The sequence below is a fragment of the Streptomyces sp. NPDC017991 genome (assembly GCF_044328075.1).
Lineage (GTDB): Bacteria > Actinomycetota > Actinomycetes > Streptomycetales > Streptomycetaceae > Streptomyces.
Genome location: NZ_JBIRGP010000006.1, coordinates 325,478 through 343,451 on the forward strand (window position 1 = coordinate 325,478; position 17,974 = coordinate 343,451).

15 protein-coding genes are annotated in these 17,974 nt (G+C 69.7%); 6 read left to right on the forward strand and 9 right to left on the reverse strand.

Features of this window, described 5'->3' with window-relative positions:
* Window positions 1-214: 214 nt before the first annotated feature.
* The 5 genes from ACH4DZ_RS20255 to ACH4DZ_RS20275 are packed head-to-tail and all read left to right on the forward strand — an operon-like array spanning window position 215 to window position 5,200.
* Window positions 215-1,021, forward strand: a complete 807-nt coding sequence (locus tag ACH4DZ_RS20255; RefSeq protein WP_398288564.1) for an ABC transporter ATP-binding protein — start codon at window positions 215-217, stop codon at window positions 1,019-1,021.
* A 10-nt stretch (window positions 1,022-1,031) separates the two neighbouring features.
* Entirely contained in the window at window positions 1,032-1,907 is an 876-nt protein-coding gene (locus ACH4DZ_RS20260) for an ABC transporter ATP-binding protein (protein WP_398288565.1), read from the forward strand.
* A complete protein-coding gene (locus ACH4DZ_RS20265; protein WP_189775248.1) occupies window positions 1,904-2,794 on the forward strand; it encodes a branched-chain amino acid ABC transporter permease in 891 nt (296 codons plus the stop codon). Before ACH4DZ_RS20260 ends, ACH4DZ_RS20265 begins: the two co-directional genes overlap by 4 nt.
* On the forward strand, window positions 2,787-3,920 hold the full coding sequence (locus ACH4DZ_RS20270) for a branched-chain amino acid ABC transporter permease (protein ID WP_398288566.1): 1,134 nt from the start codon (window positions 2,787-2,789) through the stop codon (window positions 3,918-3,920). The genes ACH4DZ_RS20265 and ACH4DZ_RS20270 overlap by 8 nt, the downstream gene beginning before the upstream one ends.
* A complete protein-coding gene (locus ACH4DZ_RS20275; RefSeq protein WP_398288567.1) occupies window positions 3,917-5,200 on the forward strand; it encodes an ABC transporter substrate-binding protein in 1,284 nt (427 codons plus the stop codon). The genes ACH4DZ_RS20270 and ACH4DZ_RS20275 overlap by 4 nt, the downstream gene beginning before the upstream one ends.
* Window positions 5,201-5,364: 164 nt before the next feature.
* Here ACH4DZ_RS20275 and pssA read toward each other — a convergent pair whose 3' ends face one another.
* From pssA to ACH4DZ_RS20320, 9 genes are all read right to left on the reverse strand, one after another.
* Entirely contained in the window at window positions 5,365-6,183 is an 819-nt protein-coding gene (gene pssA, locus ACH4DZ_RS20280; protein WP_107016960.1) for a CDP-diacylglycerol--serine O-phosphatidyltransferase, read from the reverse strand.
* 22 nt (window positions 6,184-6,205) lie between these two features.
* The gene (locus tag ACH4DZ_RS20285; RefSeq protein ID WP_107016765.1) at window positions 6,206-6,862 is read right to left on the reverse strand and encodes a phosphatidylserine decarboxylase; all 657 of its coding nucleotides are present in this window, start codon (window positions 6,860-6,862) and stop codon (window positions 6,206-6,208) included.
* Window positions 6,863-7,032: 170 nt separating this feature from the next.
* Complete coding sequence (locus tag ACH4DZ_RS20290) at window positions 7,033-8,247, reverse strand: acyl-CoA dehydrogenase family protein (protein ID WP_398288568.1); 1,215 nt, start codon at window positions 8,245-8,247, stop codon at window positions 7,033-7,035.
* A gap of 2 nt (window positions 8,248-8,249) precedes the next feature.
* Window positions 8,250-8,795 carry a MaoC family dehydratase gene (locus tag ACH4DZ_RS20295; RefSeq protein ID WP_398288569.1) on the reverse strand — a complete coding sequence of 182 codons (546 nt, stop codon included), beginning with the start codon at window positions 8,793-8,795 and terminating at the stop codon, window positions 8,250-8,252.
* 4 nt (window positions 8,796-8,799) lie between these two features.
* On the reverse strand, window positions 8,800-9,774 hold the full coding sequence (locus tag ACH4DZ_RS20300; RefSeq protein WP_398288570.1) for an HpcH/HpaI aldolase/citrate lyase family protein: 975 nt from the start codon (window positions 9,772-9,774) through the stop codon (window positions 8,800-8,802).
* Window positions 9,771-11,819, reverse strand: a complete 2,049-nt coding sequence (locus tag ACH4DZ_RS20305; RefSeq protein ID WP_398288571.1) for a protein meaA — start codon at window positions 11,817-11,819, stop codon at window positions 9,771-9,773. The genes ACH4DZ_RS20300 and ACH4DZ_RS20305 overlap by 4 nt, the downstream gene beginning before the upstream one ends.
* Window positions 11,820-11,828: 9 nt before the next feature.
* The gene (gene ccrA / locus ACH4DZ_RS20310) at window positions 11,829-13,166 is read right to left on the reverse strand and encodes a crotonyl-CoA carboxylase/reductase (protein WP_398288572.1); all 1,338 of its coding nucleotides are present in this window, start codon (window positions 13,164-13,166) and stop codon (window positions 11,829-11,831) included.
* A 372-nt stretch (window positions 13,167-13,538) separates the two neighbouring features.
* A complete protein-coding gene (locus tag ACH4DZ_RS20315) occupies window positions 13,539-14,354 on the reverse strand; it encodes a TetR family transcriptional regulator (protein WP_398288573.1) in 816 nt (271 codons plus the stop codon).
* Between the two features lie 487 nt (window positions 14,355-14,841).
* The gene (locus tag ACH4DZ_RS20320; RefSeq protein ID WP_398288574.1) at window positions 14,842-16,656 is read right to left on the reverse strand and encodes a 3-hydroxyacyl-CoA dehydrogenase family protein; all 1,815 of its coding nucleotides are present in this window, start codon (window positions 16,654-16,656) and stop codon (window positions 14,842-14,844) included.
* Between the two features lie 431 nt (window positions 16,657-17,087).
* Between ACH4DZ_RS20320 and ACH4DZ_RS20325 the strand changes: the two genes are divergently transcribed.
* Complete coding sequence (locus tag ACH4DZ_RS20325) at window positions 17,088-17,687, forward strand: adenylosuccinate lyase (protein ID WP_398288575.1); 600 nt, start codon at window positions 17,088-17,090, stop codon at window positions 17,685-17,687.
* Window positions 17,688-17,974 lie beyond the last annotated feature (287 nt).

Below are 17,974 nucleotides of genomic sequence, written 5' to 3' on the forward strand. Positions count from 1 at the left end.
GCCGGAGGATGCCACCTGTGTGCCGCCCCGCACAGGCCCCTGACACGCGGTGTTGTGCGCGCGCACAACGCCTGCCCGTACCCGCTGGTCACCCGCAGCGATTCGCCCGCGCCCGGTGGACGGACGCCTCCGCCGGTGCTGTGGTGAGCGCCACACCGGACGTGAACACGCCGGGGTGCGAGACGAGCGAGAGCGCGATGACAGGGGGAATGCCATGGGTGGTCCGGGGCTGGCCGTACGGGACCTGTCGGTCGGATACGGTCCGGTACGAGCACTGCGCCAGGTGTCCCTGGAGGTGCCGGAGGGAGCCGTGGTCACGGTCCTCGGCGGCAACGGCGCGGGCAAGACGACCCTCCTGCGGGCCATCTGCCGGACCCTGTCCTTCCACGGCGGCGCGGTGACCGGAGGCACGGTCGAGTTCGACGGACGCCCTCTCGGCGGCCTTCCGCCGGACCGGGTGGTGGCCGCCGGGATCTCCCAGATCCCGGAAGGGCGCCGGGTGTTCGCCCGGATGACCGTCGCCGACAACCTGCGCGCCGGGGCACTCGGTGCCAGCGGAGGCCGCGCGGAGCGGGCCGCCGCGCTGCGCCGCGTCCACGAGCTGTTCCCCGTCCTCGCCGACCGCGCCCAGCAGCACGCCGGTCTGCTGTCCGGCGGAGAACAGCAGATGCTCGCGGTCGGCCGCGCCCTGATGGCCGCCCCGAGGATGCTGCTCCTGGACGAACCGTCCCTGGGACTCGCCCCGTTGATGGCGGCACGGATCGCCGAGACGGTGCGGGAGATCAACACCCAGGGCACCTCGATCCTGCTCGTGGAGCAGAACGCCGCCCTGGCCCTGCGTCTGGCCACCCGCGCGTACGTCCTGGAGGTCGGCGAGGTCACCCTGTCGGGGCCCGCCGACGAACTGGCCGCCTCCGACGAGGTGCGCCGCCGCTACCTGGGCGTGGTCGACGAGGACGCGGCAGCCGACGCCGAGCAGGCCCGCGCCTCGCACCCGGCGCTGACCCGATGGAAGGGGTGAGCACATCACCATGACGAACGCCGCGCCGCCACAGCCCACTTCCCCCGGCCCAGGCCCCAAGGCCGACACGGACGTACCACCGCTGCGGGTGCAGGACCTGACCGTGCGCTTCGCCGGTCTGACCGCACTGGACGCCGTGAACTTCACCGTGCGCCCCGGCACCGTCCACGCCCTCATCGGCCCCAACGGAGCCGGCAAGTCCACCTGCTTCAACGTGCTGTCCGGCGTCTACAGAGCCACCGCCGGCAGCGTCCGCTTCGGCGAGCACGAACTGACCGGCATGCCTCCGCACCGCATCGCCGATCTGGGCGTCGCCCGCATCTTCCAGAACCTCGCCCTGCCACCGCTCGCCACGGTCGAGGACAGCCTCCTGCTGGGCCGCCACCGGCTGACCCGCACCGGCTTCCTCTCCGCGGGACTGAAGCTGCCCGCAGCGGCCCGTGAGGAGCGCCGTCACCGTGAACGCGTCCGTGAGATCGCCGAGTTCGTCGGCATCTCGTCCTGTCTCGGCCGTCCGGCGGGCTCGCTGCCGTACGGCCAGCAGAAGCTCGCCGAACTCGCCCGCGCCCTGTGCATGGAGCCCCGGCTGCTGCTCCTGGACGAGCCGGTCGCGGGCATGACCGCCGACGAGCGGATCCGCACCTCCGCCGTGATCGCGGGGGTCCGCGACAGCCTCGGCATCTCGATCGTCTTGGTGGAACACGACATGGGGGTGGTGATGCGGCTCGCCGACGCGGTGACCGTACTCGACTTCGGGCGCCGCATCGCGGACGGCGCCCCCGCGGACGTACAGAACGATCCGGCGGTCGTACGCGCCTATCTGGGGGAGCGCTCCGAGGAACCCGAAGAGGCCGGGCGCTCCGGGAAAGAGGAGACCACGTCGTGAGCACCTTCGCCGAACTCCTCCTCAACGGGCTCTCGATGGGGTCGGTCTACGCCCTCATCGCCCTCGGCTTCGTGGTCATCTTCCGTGCCACCGAGGTCGTCAACTTCGCCCACGCGTCCCTGCTGCTGGCCGGCGGGTACATCACCGCGGTCCTCCACGACGACATCGGCTTCTGGCCCGCCCTGCTGGCGGGGATCGCCGGGGCAGCGCTGGTCGGGGCGGCCGTCGAGTTCCTCGTGATGCGCCGCTACCGGGGCTCCGACCACAGCGTTCTCGCGATCGTCACCATCGGTGTGGACATCCTGCTCACCACCGAGCTGACCCGCCGGATCGGCACCGACGTGCTGCCGCTCGGCGACCCGTGGGGCGACGACGTGCTCACCATCGGCTCCATCTCGCTGGCGCACACGCGCATCGCCGCCTTCGTCACCGCGGGCCTGCTCATCACGGCCTTCCTGCTCACCTTCCGGTACACCTCCTGGGGAGTGGCGATGCGAGCCGCCGCCGAGAGCACGGAGACGGCCGCGCTGATGGGCGTACGGCTCGGGCGGGTGTCGCTCGGCGCCTGGGCCGTGGCGGGCGGACTCGCCGCCGTGGCCGCCCTGTTCCTGACCGTCTTTCCCACCCCGGGCCTGGAGCGGGCCACCTCGCTCGCCGCCCTCAAGGCCTTCCCCGCCGCGATCCTGGGCGGCCTCGACTCCACCACCGGAGCACTCGTCGGCGGTCTGATCGTCGGCGTCACGGAATCCCTCGCGACCGGCTACCAGAGCGAACTGTCGTTCCTGGGCCGGGGACTGGGCGATGTCGCCCCCTACCTCGTGATGACCGTGATCCTGCTCATCCGGCCCGCCGGGCTGTTCGGCACGAAGGAGCTGGCCCGTGTCTGAGACGCCCGTCTCCGAAGTACCGGTTTCCGAAGCACCCGCATCCGAGACCGCCGCCCGCCGCCCCCGGCGGTTGCCCACCCGCAAGCGCACGTACGTGTGGGCCGCCGGCGCCCTCCTGCTGCTCGTCCTGCCCTTCTACCTGGACCGGTTCTGGCTCCAGGCGGGCCTGTTCGCGATGGCCGCGGCGATCGGCGCGATCGGGCTCAACCTGCTCACCGGCTCCACCGGCCAGCTCTCCATGGGGCACGCCTTCTTCCTCGCGGTCGGCGCGTACGGCTACTGCGTGTTCGCCGCGGACGGCGGTGACGGGCTCACCGGCCTCGGCCTGCCGACCTGGCTCGCGGCCGTCCTCGCCGTCCTGGTCGCGGGCCTGGCCGGCGGCCTCTTCAGCCCCATCGCGGGACGCCTGCGCGGCGCCTACCTGGGCATCGCCACGCTCGCGCTGATCTTCATCGGCCAGCACGTGCTGTTCAACGCCAAGGACCTCACCGGCGGCTTCAACGGCCGTGACGTACCGCCCCTGAGCCTGTTCGGGCTGACCTTCGACGACAGCGAGCTGCTGGTCGCCAATGTCCCGTTCGGCTCCGCGGAGAAGCTCTGGTACGCGGCACTCGTGATGCTCCTCGGCGGCGCGCTCTTCGCCCGCGGGGTGCTGCGCGGGCGGCCCGGACGCGCCATGAACGCGATCCGCGACCACCGCATCGCGGCCGGCGTCATGGGCGTCCCCGTGGCCCGCTACCGGGCCGCCGTCTTCGTCCTGTCCTCGATGTACGCGGGCCTCGCGGGCGTACTGCTCGCCCTGGTCTTCCAGCGGACGGTGCCGGACTACTTCGGCATCACGCTGTCGCTCGAATACCTCGCCATGATCGTCATCGGCGGGCTCGGCTCGGTGTCGGGGGCGGTGATCGGCGCGGTGTTTGTCTCCGTGCTGCCGCAGCTGCTGACCCGCTACAGCGATGCGCTGCCCCTGGTCTCCGCCCCCGGTACGGGCGGGATCGCACCGGGGGAGGCATCCCGGTACCTCTACGGCGCCGCCATTGTCGTGGTGGTGCTCTTCCTTCCCGGCGGCCTGGTCAGGGTGGCCGCCGGACGACGCTTCAGGACCGATCCAGGGGAGGAACGATGAGCACGATGAACACGACCCGTACGACCAGGGTGGCCGCCGGGGCGATCGCGGCGCTGCTGCTGCTGTCCGGCTGCAGCTCCAAGGCCAAGGACGATGACGAAGGCGGCAAGAAGGGCGACTCGGCCGCGGGAGAGGTGAAGACCGGCGAGGGCATCTCGGGCAAGACCATCTCACTGGGCGCCCTCACCGACATGACGGGGGTCTACGCGACTCTCGGCAAGAGCGTCACCCAGGCGCAGCAGCTCTATGTGAAGCAGCTGAACGCCGACGGGGGCGTGTGCGGCTACAAGGTCGAGCTGACCGTCCGCGACCACGGCTACGACCCGCAGAAGGCCGTCTCCGCCTACACGGAGCTGGCGCCGAAGGTGCTCGGGTTCGCCCAGTTCATCGGCTCTCCGTTCGTCGCCGCTGTGGAGCAGCGCATCGACGGACAGGACAAGGGCCTGGTCCTGCCGCAGGCCTGGTCGTCCGCCCTGCTCGGCAGCCCCTACATCCGGGTCATCGGGTCCACGTACGACATCGAGACGATCAACGCCGTCGACTTCCTGATGAAGGAGAAGGGCCTCAAGAAGGGCGACAAGCTCGGGCACGTCTACTTCGAGGGCGACTACGGCGAGAGCGCGCTGACCGGCTCCAAGCACATCGCGAAGGAGGCCGGGCTGACCGTCGTCGAGCAGAAGATCAAACCCACCGACAACGACATGACCGCGCAGGTCGCCGCCTTGAAGAAGGCCGGCGTCAAGGCGGTCGTGCTCAGCGCGGGTCCCCGCCAGGCGGCCTCCCTGGTCGGCGTCGCGGCGGCGGGCGGCTTCAACGTCCCGATCATCGGCAACAACTCGGCCTTCGCCCCGCAGTTGCTGGCCACCCAGGCGGGACCGGCCCTGATGAAGAACTACTGGGTGGCCTCGCCCTCGCTCCCCATCGGCGCGGACACCTCGGGCGCCAAGAAGCTGGTCGCCGACTACAAGAAGGCGTACCCGAAGGACTCCCTGGACAACGGTGTGGTGGCCGGCTGGACGGCCGCCTCCGCGTTCGGCGAGGCACTGAAGAAGGCCTGCGCGTCCAAGGACCTGACCCGTGAGGGCGTGGACAAGGCCCTGCTCACCATCGACGCCCTGGACACGGGATTCGGCACCCCTCAGAACTTCACCGACCCCAAGGCGTCCTCCTCCAAGGAGAGCGTCATCCTCCAGCCCGACAAGTCGGTGACGGGCGGCATGAGGGTGGTCCAGGAGCCCACGGCCTCCACGGTGGCGGAGGCGTACACCCCGAGCGCCTAAGACCCTGTGGGGCCCCGTGAGGGGCCCCGTCAGGGGCGCGGGGAACTGCGCGACCAGCCCCCACGCACCCGCACTGTGACGCACACGAGAAGGGCCCCGAACCAAAAAGGTTCGGGGCCCTTCCACGTCACATCACGCACCCGCCAGGGCAACCGCACCGCCCGCTAGGGCAACTGCGCCGCCCGAGCCTCCCGCCGGTTACCCCGGAAATTATTGACCCTCCGAGCCGTGGCGAAGAGGGGAATGACGGCCCCCATGACGAGCTGCAGCGCACACCCCGTCTGCAGCAGCAGCTGCCCACCCGGCGCGTCGAACGCCCAGGCGGCCAGCAGCGCCATGCTGAGCACGATCCAGGAAAGCATCGCCACAGCGAGCCGCCCCCGCGGCTTCGGGTACTCGACCCGGCTCACCATGAGCCACGCCGTACCGATGATCGCCATGAGCGTGGCGACGAACGGCAGCTCAAGCAGCACGATCGAGACGACCGTCAGAGCGCCGAACGGCGACGGCATGCCCTGGAACGTGCCGTCCTTGACGGTGACGCACGAGAATCTCGCCAGCCGCAGCACCACGGCCAGCAGGACCACGATCCCGCCCACCGCCGCCACCCGCTGGTGCGCGTCGTCGGCGACCATGCCGTAGACCAGCACGAAGTACGCCGGCGCCAGACCGAAGCTGATCAGGTCCGAGAGGTTGTCCAGCTCCGCGCCCATCGGGGACGAGCGCAGCTTGCGGGCCACCAGGCCGTCGAACAGGTCGAAGACCGCCGCGCACAGCATCAGGATCACGGCCGTGGCGGCGCTGTGCCGCGCCATGCCGGTCTCCTGGCTGCCCGTGAGGTGCGGGATCAGGATGCCCGTAGTGGTGAAGTACACCGCCATGAAGCCACATGTGGCGTTACCGAGCGTGAGCGTGTCCGCTATCGAGAGACGGAGAGAGAGGGGCATCTCCTCCTCGTCGTCCAGCTCGTCGGCCTCCGGCACCCAGCCGGTCTGCGTCTCGGGATCAATCACGGTCAATGCGAGTCACCCCCGCCACGGTCTTCTGACCGACCTCCACGTCGACCTCCACGCCCTCGGGGAGGTAGATGTCGACGCGCGACCCGAAGCGGATCAGTCCGATCCGCTCGCCCTGCTCGACCTTCGTGCCCTGCGGGATGTACGGCACGATGCGCCGCGCGACCGCACCGGCGATCTGGATCATCTCGATGTCGCCGAGCTCGGTGTCGAAGTGCCAGACAACGCGCTCGTTGTTCTCGCTCTCCTTGTTGAACGCCGGAACGAACCCGCCGGGGATGTGCTCGACCGACGTGACCGTGCCGGAGAGGGGCGCGCGGTTGACGTGGACGTTCAGCGGGCTCATGAAGATCGCGACGCGGGTGCGCCCGTCCTTCCACGGCATGATGCTCTGCACCACACCGTCGGCGGGCGAGATGACCCGGCCCTGGGTGATCTCGCGCTCGGGGTCGCGGAAGAACCACAGCATGCCCGCCGCGAGAGCGGTGGCGGGTACGGCCACGGCCTTGGCGGCGCCGGACTTGCGCGCGCGTACCAGGCTGAGGGCTGCGGTGGCGACGGTCGGGAGGAGCCACGGCGATGCTCCGCGCGCAAGACGTACGCCGGCCAGGCTGTCGCGTGGTGCAGAGGTTTGGCTGTGGGGCATGGATGACCTTCGTAGCGGATGATGCCGCGCTGTGACTGGGGACGGCGGCTTTCCCGGGATCGTACCGGTCGCGGGCCACAACTGGGTAAGCCAGGAAGCCGAGTCGGTGTCCGAAGAGTGCTGACGGGGTGTGATCTTCTTCTCGATGAAAACACCCCGAATCGGTATATCTAGCCCTGCAGCCGATACTCTTCGAGCAGCCTGCGTCCGATGATCATTTTCTGGATCTCGGCGGTACCTTCACCGATGAGCAGCATCGGGGCCTCGCGGTAGAGGCGCTCGATCTCGTACTCCTTTGAGAAGCCGTAGCCGCCGTGGATCCGGAAGGCGTCTTCCACGACCTCTTTGCAGTACTCGGAGGCGAGGTACTTCGCCATCCCTGCTTCGAGGTCGTTTCGCTCCCCGGAGTCCTTTTTGCGCGCCGCATTGACCATCATCGCATGGGCGGCCTCGACCTTGGTAGCCATCTCGGCCAGTTTGAACTGGATCGCCTGGTGCTGAGCGATCTGCTTGCCGAACGTGTGACGCTGCTGGGCGTAGGAAACGCCCAGCTCAAATGCACGCTGAGCGACACCGCAGCCACGCGCGGCCACGTTGACACGGCCCACTTCGACGCCGTCCATCATCTGATAAAAACCTCGGCCGGTGGTGCCGCCGAGCACACGATCGGCCGGAATGCGCAGGCCATCCATGATCAGCTCGGTGGTGTCGACCCCCTTGTAGCCCATCTTGTCGATCTTCCCGGGGATGGTCAGGCCGGGGCGGACCTCACCGAAACCGGGCTCCTTCTCGACGAGGAAGGTCGTCATCGACCTGTGGGGCGCGGCGGCCACCTCGGAAGGGCTATGGCCTTCATCACTCTTCACGAGAACGGCCACGAGAGTCGACGTACCGCCGTTCGTGAGCCACATCTTCTGCCCGTTCAGGACATAGTCGTCGCCGTCCTTCACGGCCTTCGACGTGATGGCCGACACGTCGGAGCCGAGCGCCGGCTCGGACATGGAGAACGCGCCGCGCACCTCGCCCGCCGCCATGCGCGGCAGGAAGTACTCCCGCTGCTCCTGGGTGCCGTGCTGCTTGAGCATGTAGGCCACGATGAAGTGGGTGTTGATGATGCCGGACACCGACATCCAGCCGCGCGCGATCTCCTCCACGCACAGCGCATAGGTGAGGAGCGACTCACCCAGGCCCCCGTACTCCTCGGGGATCATCAGGCCGAAGAGGCCCAACTCCTTGAGTCCGTCGACGATCTGCTGCGGGTACTCGTCGCGGTGCTCCAGCTCCGTCGCGACCGGGAGGATCTCCTTGTCGACGAAGTCCCGTACGGTCGACAGGATCTCCCGCTGGATGTCGGTCAGGCCGGCGGTCTGGGCGAGTCGCGCCATGGCTACTTCTCCGTCTTCTGGTCGGCGGGAGCCTTCTTCTCCGCGGGAGCCCTCAGCTCCGGGCGGCCGGGCTGTTCGCCGCCGCGCTCCTTGATGTACGTCTCGGTGGGGACCATCACCTTGCGGCGGAACACGCAGACCAGCGTGCCGTCCTGCTTGTAGCCCTTCGTCTCGACGTACACGATCCCGCGGTCGTTCCTGGACCGGGAGGGCGTCTTGTCGAGGACCGTGGTCTCGCCGTAGAGCGTGTCGCCGTGGAAGGTCGGCGCGACGTGCTTGAGCGACTCGACCTCCAGGTTCGCGATCGCCTTGCCCGACACGTCGGGGACGGACATGCCCAGCAGCAGGGAGTAGATGTAGTTCCCGACCACCACGTTCTTCTTGAAGTCGGTGGTGTTCTCCGCGTAGTTGGCGTCCATGTGGAGCGGGTGATGGTTCATCGTGAGCAGACAGAAGAGGTGGTCGTCGTACTCGGTGACGGTCTTCCCGGGCCAGTGCTTGTAGACGTCGCCGACGGTGAACTCTTCGTAGGTGCGGCCGAACTGCATGTGCTCAGGCCTCCGGCGTCTCGAACTTGGACGTGCGCTGCATCCCCGCGGCCCGGCCCTTGCCGGAGATGACCAGGGCCATCTTGCGGCTCGCCTCGTCGATCATCTCGTCGCCGATCATCGCGGAGCCCTTCTTGCCGCCCGCCTCGGACGTGTAGTAGTCGTACGCGTCCAGGATCAGCTCCGCGTGGTCGAAGTCCTCCTGGGACGGCGAGAAGATCTCGTTCGACGCCTCGACCTGGCCGGGGTGCAGCACCCACTTGCCGTCGAAACCGAGGGCCGCGGCGCGCCGGGCGACCTCGCGGTAGCCGTCGACGTTGCGGATCTGCAGGTAGGGGCCGTCGATCGCCTGGAGGTTGTTGGCGCGGGCGGCCATCAGGATCTTCATCAGGATGTAGTGGTACGCGTCCGCCGGGTAGCCGGGCGGCTGCTCGCCCACGACCAGCGACTTCATGTTGATCGACGCCATGAAGTCGGCCGGTCCGAAGATGATCGTCTCGACGCGCTGGGAGGCCGTCGCGATCTCGTTGACGTTGTTCAGCCCCTGCGCGTTCTCGATCTGCGCCTCGATGCCGATCCTGCCGACCTCGAAGCCCATCGTCTTCTCGATCTGCGTCAGGAGCAGGTCGAGCGCCACCACCTGCTGGGCGTCCTGGACCTTCGGCAGCATGACGCAGTCGAGGTTCTGCCCCGCGCCCTCGACGACCGTCACGACATCGCGGTACGTCCACTCGGTGGTCCAGTCGTTCACGCGCACGACCCGCGTCTTGCCCGTCCAGTCGCCCTCGTTGAGGAACTTGACGATGGTGTGCCGCGCCTCCGGCTTGGCCAGCGGGGCGCACGCGTCCTCCAGGTCGAGGAAGACCTGGTCGGCGGGCAGGCCCTGGGCCTTCTCCAGGAAGCGGGGGTTCGAGCCGGGCACGGCCAGGCAGGAGCGCCGCGGGCGCAAACGGTTGACCTGGGGAACAGGGCTGGTCATGCGGGGACCTCCAGAGGGTCGAGCTTGTTCGCTTTCCGGATCTCGTCGACGATACGGCCGATGATTCCCGTGATGTCGAAGTCCTTCGGGGTGAAGACGGCGGCCACTCCGGCGGCCCTGAGCAGCTCGGCGTCGGCGTTCGGGATGATCCCGCCGGCGATCACCGGGATGTCGGCGGCGCCCGCCTCGCGCAGCCGCTCCAGTACGTCGGGCACCAGCTGGGCGTGCGAGCCCGACAGGATGGACAGGCCCACGCCGTGGACGTCCTCGGCGACGGCCGCGGCCACGATCTCCTCGGGCGTCAGCCGGATGCCCTGGTAGACCACCTCGAAGCCGGCGTCACGGGCCCGTACGGCGATCTGCTCGGCGCCGTTCGAGTGCCCGTCCAGGCCCGGCTTGCCCACCAGGAAGCGGAGCTTGCCGACGCCCATGTCCCGCGCGGTCAGTTCCACCTTGCGGCGGACCGCCGCCATCGCGGTGCCCTCCTCGGCGGTCACCGCGACGGGCGCGGACGACACCCCGGTGGGCGCGCGGAACTCGCCGAACACCTCACGCAGGGCACCGGCCCACTCGCCGGTCGTGACCCCGGCACGGGCGCACTCCAGGGTGGCCGCCATGAGGTTGCCGGTGCCCTTCGCGGCCTCCTTCAGCCCCTCCAGCGCCTTGCAGGGGCGCGGGTGGTTGAACGGCGGCTGGTAGCGGGTGTCGCGCCACTCCTGGAGGGCCGCGGTCACCCGGGCCTCGACGGCGGGGTCGACCGTCTGGATCGCGGCGTCCAGATCGGCCGTGAGGGGGTTGGGCTCGGTCGACTCGAAGATGTTGACGCCGACGATCTTCTCGTCACCGGACTCGATACGGGCCCGGCGCTGCGCGTGCGACGACACGAGCTGCGACTTCAGATAGCCCGACTCGACGGCCGCCATCGCGCCGCCCATCTCCTCGATCCGCTCGATCTCGGCGAAGGAGTCCTCGACCAGCTGGGCGACCTTCGCCTCCACGACGTGCGAGCCGTCGAAGATGTCCGCGTACTCCAGCAGGTCGCTCTCGTAGGCGAGCACCTGCTGCATGCGCAGCGACCACTGCTGGTCCCAGGGGCGGGGGAGCCCCAGCGCCTCGTTCCAGGCCGGCAATTGCACGGCACGCGCGCGTGCGTCCTTCGAGAGGGTCACGGCCAGCATCTCCAGGACGATCCGCTGGATGTTGTTCTCCGGCTGGGCCTCGGTCAGCCCGAGGGAGTTGACCTGGACCCCGTACCGGAAGCGGCGGTGCTTGGGGTTCTCGATGCCGTACCGCTCGCGGGTGATGCGGTCCCAGATGCGGCCGAACGCCCGCATCTTGCACATCTCCTCGACGAAGCGGACGCCCGCGTTCACGAAGAAGGAGATGCGCGCGACCACGTCGCCCTTCTGCTCCTCGGCGATCTGGCCGGACGCGAACACCGCGTCGAGCACGGCGATCGCGGTGGACATCGCGTACGCGATCTCCTGGACCGGGGTGGCTCCCGCCTCCTGGAGGTGGTAGCTGCAGATGTTGATCGGGTTCCACTTGGGGATGTTGTTGACCGTGTAACAGATCATGTCCGTCGTCAGACGGAGGGAGGGCACCGGCGGGAACACATGCGTGCCCCGCGACAGGTACTCCTTCACGATGTCGTTCTGGGTCGTCCCCTGGAGCTGGGTGATGTCGACGCCCTGCTCCTCGGCGACGACCTGGTAGAGCGCCAGCAGCCACATGGCGGTGGCGTTGATGGTCATCGAGGTGTTCATCTGGTCCAGGGGGATGTCCTGGAACAGCCGGCGCATGTCACCGAGGTGCGAGACGGGCACGCCGACCCGGCCGACCTCGCCGCGGGCGAGGATGTGGTCGGGGTCGTACCCGGTCTGGGTCGGCAGGTCGAACGCGACCGACAGACCCGTCTGCCCCTTGGCGAGGTTGCGCCGGTACAGCTCGTTGGACGCCTCCGCGGTGGAGTGACCGGCGTAGGTCCGCATGAGCCACGGCCGGTCCTTCTCGTTGCGCTCCCGCGGCGTCTGGCGCTCTGTCATCTTCGGACCTCAGATGTTCCGGAAGCGGTTGATGGCGTCGACGTGCCGGGCGCGCTTCTCCTCGTCACGCACACCGAGACCCTCGGTGGGCGCCAGCGCCAGGACCCCGACCTTGCCCTGGTGGAGATTGCGGTGCACGTCGTACGCGGCCTGCCCGGTCTCCTCCAGCGAGTACACCTTGGACAGCGTCGGGTGGATCTTGCCCTTCGCGATGAGCCGGTTGGCCTCCCAGGCCTCCCGGTAGTTGGCGAAGTGCGAGCCGATGATCCGCTTCAGGGACATCCACAGGTAGCGGTTGTCGTACTCGTGGTTGTAGCCCGAGGTGGAGGCGCAGGTGACGATCGTGCCGCCCTTGCGGGTGACGTACACGGAGGCACCGAAGGTCTCGCGGCCCGGATGCTCGAAGACGATGTCGACGTCCTCGCCGCCGGTGAGTTCACGGATGCGCTTGCCGAAGCGCTTCCACTCCTTCGGGTCCTGGTGGTGCTCGTCCTTCCAGAACCTGTAGTCCTCGGCGTTGCGGTCGATGATCGCCTCGGCGCCCATCGCCCGGCAGATGTCCGCCTTCTGCGGGCTGCTCACCACGCAGATGGGGTTGGCGCCGCCGGCGAGCGCGAACTGGGTGGCGTACGAGCCGAGGCCGCCGCTCGCGCCCCAGATGAGGACGTTGTCGCCCTGCTTCATCCCGGCGCCGTTGCGGGAGACCAGCTGCCGGTACGCGGTGGAGTTGACCAGACCCGGGGCCGCGGCCTCCTCCCAGCTGAGGTGGTCGGGCTTGGGCATCAGCTGGTTGGACTTGACAAGTGCGAGCTCTGCCAGGCCGCCGAAGTTGGTCTCGAAGCCCCAGATGCGCTGCTCGGGGTCGAGCATGGTGTCGTTGTGCCCGTCGCTGGACTCCAGCTCGACGGACAGGCAGTGCGCGACGACCTCGTCACCGGGGTGCCAGGCGTTCACACCCGGCCCGGTACGCAGCACGACGCCCGCGAGGTCCGAACCGATGATGTGGTACGGCAGGTCGTGGCGCCTGGTCAGCTCGCTGAGCCTGCCGTAGCGCTCCAGGAACCCGAAGGTCGACATGGGCTCGAAGATCGAGGTCCACACGGAGTTGTAGTTGACCGAGGAGGCCATCACGGCCACCAGGGCCTCGCCGGGGCCGAGCTCCGGCACCGGCACGTCGTCCAGGTGGATCGACTTGCGGGGGTCCTTGTCGCGGGTGGCGAGCCCGTCGAACATCTCGGTCTCGTCCTTGTGCACGGTGATCGCGCGGTAGGACTCGGGGAGCGGTAGAGCGGCGAAGTCGGCGGACGTGGCCGTCCGCGACTGGATCGCGTCCAGGATTTCCTTCACGGTGATGCCTCCGGCGATGAGCGTCCGAGGAGAACGCTGAGGGTTACGTCGGGGTGGACAGCTGCTGGGTGGGACGTGCCGTCGGTTCGGCAGAGGGTGGTGCTCGGCAGCGCTTTGTGGCGCGGAAGGTTGCCTGTGACGCAGGCGTCCGGGCTCGCAGGCCTTGGCTTGCGGGGACAGCCGACGTACGAAGGATCTCTGCACGCCGGCCGCCCGGACATCTTCAACGTATGACACTGCGTGTCATCTAGCAAGGCACCGAGTGCCAACAATTTCTCTCAGTTGTCATCTTCCGGTCACAGATGAGCGATGATCGATCAGAAAAGGGCGCCCCCTCCAGGAGGGAGCGCCCTTCTTTCCAGCCCGGGGTGTCTACGACCGTTCTTTGAGAGCCTGCTCGATGGTCCGCATCACCTGGTGCAGCGGAGCGTCGACGCGGGCGACGGTCACCAGGACCTCGCCCTCCACCGACGCGGTGGAGAGCGCCGCCTGATGCGAGGTGGTGTCCCGGCCGGCGCCTATCCCCGTGCCGAAGGTCTTCCTGACGATCGAGAAGGCGTGATCCAACTGCGCCTCGACGTCGCCCTGGGCGCCCGCCCGCAGCCACCTGCGCAGCACGTGGTTGTGCGCGGTGACCACGGCCGACGCGGCGACCTCAGCGAGCAGCGGGTCGTCGTTGGCGTCGTCGTCGTGGGCGTGCTCGTCGAAGTGCCCCAGCAGATAGCGGGTGAACAGCCGCTCGTACCGGGCCACGGACGCGATCTCCGCCTCCCGCAGGGTCGGCACCTCGCGCGTGAGCTTGTAGCGCGAGACCGAGATCTCCGGGCGGGCCGCGTACATCTGCATGACTTCCTTGATCCCGCGGCACACCGTGTCCAGCGGATGCTCGTGCGCCGGCGCGGCGTTGAGCACCGCCTCGGCCCGGATCAGGGTGTCGTCGTGGTCCGGGAAGATCGCCTCTTCCTTGGAACGGAAGTGCCGGAAGAAGGTGCGCCGGGCCACCCCGGCCGCGGCCGCGATCTCGTCGACCGTCGTCGCCTCGTACCCCTTCGTCGCGAAGAGCTCCATCGCGGCGGCCGCCAGCTCCCGGCGCATCTTGAGCCGCTGGGCCGCGGCGCGACCGCCCGCGGCGCTCTCCGGCGCGTCGGACGTGGCTGGTGTACGGGAGGACTTGGCGGGCTGGGACATGCCCCGAACGTACTGCATGGACGCGCCGGAGCGCTCCCGACCGGGTCTTTCCCGCTCAGGGGCCCCGGCCGGGTCGAGCAGCCCGCCCCAGTCGGCCCGCGTGACGGACGCACCGCCGCCCCGGGCCGGGGCCCCGCCGACCCCCCACCCGCCCGAGCGGCCCGGCAGGGACCTGCGGTCCGGGTCGGGCCCGGTGCCCGGGTCGTGGGGGTCGGTCGGTTTCGGTGTGCGCCGGCCGGCCGGGCCGGGGCGGCCGTTCTGACTGCTCCTGGCATCCGGTTCGTGGCTGCCGGGCCGGTCCAGCCGGGTGTCCGGGGCGTTCCGGACCCCCGGGGCGCGGCCGGCCCCCGGCCCTTCTGTCGGGCCGGGGCCGGCGCCCCGATCGGGGGCAGCGGCGGGGCCGGGTGCATGCGTGCCTCCGGGCCGGTCCCCGGACCCGGAGGCACCCATGCCGGGCCGGTCCCCGGGCCCGTCGTCGCGCGGCGGCTCAGCGCCGCGCATATTCGCGGAAGCCGCGGCCCGTCTTGCGGCCGAGGCAGCCCGCGGCCACCAGGTGCTCCAGGAGAGGCGCCGGGGCCAGCCCCGGGTCGCGGAACTCGCGGTGCAGCACCTTCTCGATGGCCAGCGAGACATCCAGACCGACCACGTCGAGCAGTTCGAACGGCCCCATCGGGTAGCCCCCGCCGAGCTTCATCGCGGCGTCGATGTCGTCGAGCGTCGCGTAGTGCTCCTCGACCATCTTGATCGCGTTGTTCAGGTAGGGGAAAAGAAGCGCGTTGACGATGAAACCCGCCCGGTCACCGCAGTCCACCGGGTGCTTGCGGACCTTCGCGCACAGCTCACGGACCGTGGCGTGCACGTCGTCCGCCGTCAGGACCGTGCGCACGACCTCGACGAGCTTCATCGCGGGCGCCGGGTTGAAGAAGTGCATGCCGATCACGTCCTGCGGCCGCGAGGTGGCCCGGGCACACGCGACGACCGGCAGCGAGGACGTCGTCGTGGCCAGGATCGCGCCCGGCTTGCAGACCTTGTCGAACACCGCGAAGAGCTGCTGCTTGATCTCCAGGTCCTCGGCGACGGCCTCCAGCGCCAGGTCGACCTCGGCGAAGGCCTCGTACGAACCCGCCGGGGTGATGCGTTCCAGGGTGGCGGCGGCTGCCTCGGGTGTCAGGCGGCCCTTGTCGACGGAGCGTGAGAGCGACTTGCCGACACGGGCCTTCGCGGTCTCGGCCTTCTCCTCGGAGCGGGCGGCGAGGACGACGTCGTACCCGGCCTTCGCGAAGACCTCGGCGATGCCGGACGCCATCGTTCCGGATCCCGCGACGCCGACCGAGCGGACGGTCCGGCCGGCCGTTCCGGGTCCCCCTTCGGGCGGTGTCAGCGCGTCCTGGACGACGGTCGCGCTGCCCGGGGCGTCGTACGTGTAGAAGCCGCGGCCCGTCTTGCGGCCGGTCAGGCCCGCCTGGCTGAGTTGCTTCAGGATCGGCGCCGGCGCGTGCAGCCGGTCGTGCGACTCCGCGTACATGGCCTCCAGGACCGTACGCGCGGTGTCCACGCCGATCAGGTCGAGCAGGGCGAGCGGGCCCATCGGCAGGCCGCAGCCCAGCCGCATCGCGGCGTCGATGTCCTCGCGGCTGGCGTACTTGGCCTCGTACATCGCGGCGGCCTGGTTGAGGTAGCCGAAGAGCAGGCCGTCGGCGACGAAGCCGGGGCGGTCGCCGACCGCGACGGGCTCCTTGCCGAGTTCGAGGGCGAGGTCGGTGACGGCGGCGACGGCGCCCGGCGCGGTCAGCACGGACGAGACGACCTCGACGAGCTTCATCGCGGGCGCGGGGTTGAAGAAGTGCAGGCCCAGGACCCGTTCGGGATGGGCCGAGTCGGCGGCCAGCCGGGTGACCGACAGGGCGTTCGTGCCGGTCGCCAGGATCGTCCCCGGGCGCACGACACCGTCCAGCTCCCGGAAGATCTGGTGCTTGACCTCGTACGACTCCGGGGCCACCTCGATCACCAGGTCGGCGTCGGCCGCGGCCCGCAGATCGGTGAAGGTGCGGAAGCGGGCGAGGGTGTCGTCGCGTTCCTGCTCGGTGATGCGCCCACGCCGCACGGCACGGGCGGTCGAGGACTCCAGCGCGCTGACGGCCTGCGCCGCGGCGGCCTCGCTGATGTCGATGCCGACGACCTCGCGGCCGGCCCGGGCGAGGATCTCGGCGATACCGGTGCCCATCGTGCCGAGGCCGACGACGGCGACGGTCCTGAGGAGGGACACGGAGGACAACGAGGGGTCGGACAGGGGAGTGGCCATCGAAGGACTCCAGGAATGAGTGACGACTGAGGGACGCACGCGGATACGCCGACGGGCGCACGGAGTGCGGAGGGAGCGCGTGATGCGTGCGCGTGATGCCTGCGGGTGGTGCCGGGCTGCGAAGCGCACACGCCCGGTGCCGGTCGCGGGTCTGGTGCACGAACCCGCGGAACGGTGAGGAGAACCGGCCGGCCCTGTCCCGGAGCCGTGCCGTGATGTCGAACTGAGGTACCTGAAGTACCGAACCGACCAGCTCCCTCACGACCACGGGGGTGTGAGGGTGTTCCCGCGGCGGCTGCGTCACCAGGCCACCACGGGCGGATCCACGAGTGGGTAACTCGCTCGATTGAGCTTAACCGGTGAGTAACGAGCGCGCCAGCCCGCTTTCCTGGCCGGTCCATGTGACCTATGTCGCCGATAGTCTCTGCATCATGGACGAAGAGTTGCGATCGCTCACCCAGCGCTTACGGCAGGAGGCGGGCACGATGGCGTCCTTCTCGTACGAACGACTGGCCGCGACCGGTGATCTCGACGAGCTGGCCGGCGTACTCGTCGCTCCCGAACAGCCGCTCTGGGCGCGGGAACTGGCCGCGTTCCGGCTCGGTGTCGCCGGGGACCGGCGGGCCTTCGAGGCACTCGTCCTGCTGCTCAACCACCGGGATCCGCAGCGGTGCGCCTCCGCCGCGTACGCCATGGCCCGGCTCGGGGACCCGCGTACCGCCAGGGCGGCGGCGGCCCTCGCCACCAATGAGCTGCGCGTCGCCTATGCCCTTCATCCGGTGCGGCTCCTGGTCGAACTCCGTGCACCCGAGTCCGTGCCCGCCCTGATCACCACCCTGGCGCGGCGGTTCCGGCCGCACGATCCGTATCGGCGGGTCGCCCTTGCCTGTGTGGAGGGGCTGGGTGTGCTGGGCGACGAGCGGGCCCGGCCCGTGCTGAACGAGGCGCTTGTCCGTCCGGAGTTGGCGGGGGCGGCGGCCGATGCGTTGCGGCGGCTGCCGGCTCAGCGGGTTCCGCGGGGGCGGAGTTAGCGCTTTGTGGTGCGGGGGTGTGCCGGCTTGTGGGTGCGGGTTCGTGGGGGCTGGTCGCGCAGTTCCCCGCGCCCCTGAGGGGGTGGGGTGGGGCGTCGGTTTGTGGGTGCGGGTTCGTGGGGGCTGGGTGCGCAGTTCCCCGCGCCCCTGAGGGGGTGGGGTGGGGCGTCGGTTTGTGGGTGCGGGTTTGTGGGGGCTGGGTGCGCAGTTCCTCGCGCCCCTGAACGTCCCCCGCGTCCGGGGGGTGGATGTCCAGTAGTGCCACGGAGGGGGGTCGACGGGTCGCC